Source organism: Streptomyces alkaliphilus (assembly GCF_014141535.1).
Lineage (GTDB): Bacteria > Actinomycetota > Actinomycetes > Streptomycetales > Streptomycetaceae > Streptomyces > Streptomyces alkaliphilus.
The window spans coordinates 1-795 of record NZ_VKHT01001526.1 but is presented as its reverse complement, the minus strand read 5'-3'; the positions used below and the strand labels follow the sequence as shown (position 1 = coordinate 795).

The window sequence follows — 795 nt, the reverse complement described above, 5'->3', positions numbered from 1 at the left end:
CACGAGGAGAGGGGACCGGGGACCGGAACCGGAAATCGGGGACCGGATAGCCGGGACCGTCACGGCGGAACCGGGGACCGCGCCCCGGCCGGCGGGGACCGTAAGTCGGGGACCGTGCACGTCGCGGCGGGGACCGGGAATCCCGCACCGGGAATCGGGGACCGTCCCCTCGGGACCGGGGACCGGGCATCGGATGTGCCTCGCCGTCGGGAGCCCTCCGCGAGAGCGAGGAAGTCGGGGGAGCGGCGGGACCGGTCCCCCGGTCCGCCCGCCCGGCGTGCGCCGCGCGAGCCGGAGCAGTCGGTGGAGCACCTGGTCGAGCAGGTCCGCCCCCATGTCCCCGCCCTGCTCGCACGGGACGGCAACCAGGCCGTCACCAGGGTCCAACTGCGGGAAATCCTGCGGCGCGAAGGTCTCAGGGGCGGCCGGAACGACCGGCTGAGCCTCGTCCTGCAACGCCTGCGCACCGAAGAAGCCACCACGAAGACGAGGAGCACCGCCCGATGAGGACCTGTCCCCGATTCGCGAGCCTGCGCGAGGAGTACGAGCGGGAGATCGGCTACCTGAGCGCCCACGCCCGGCAACACGCCGGCAAGCCATCGGCGAAGTCCAGCGCGAAGCACGCCGCCTCGACCAGGGCCCGGATGGCCAGGGCCCTCAACGGCCACCTCGAACGATGCCCCGAGTGCGGCTGAACGCACCGCACCGCCCCGAAGCCCCACAGGACCCCACGGGTGGCCCGGCACGATGCCGGGCCACCGCCCCTTCCACGAAGGAAAACGCCATGGCCCACCC

Annotated in this window: 2 protein-coding genes; both read left to right on the top strand. The window is 73.6% G+C overall.

What is annotated here, in order from left to right; translation table 11 throughout:
- The first annotated feature begins 303 nt into the window (after positions 1–303).
- A complete protein-coding gene (locus tag FNQ90_RS28585) occupies positions 304–507 on the top strand; it encodes a hypothetical protein (RefSeq protein ID WP_323380185.1) in 204 nt (67 codons plus the stop codon).
- Complete coding sequence (locus FNQ90_RS25465; protein WP_182608467.1) at positions 504–695, top strand: hypothetical protein; 192 nt, start codon at positions 504–506, stop codon at positions 693–695. Before FNQ90_RS28585 ends, FNQ90_RS25465 begins: the two co-directional genes overlap by 4 nt.
- Positions 696–795: the final 100 nt, after the last annotated feature.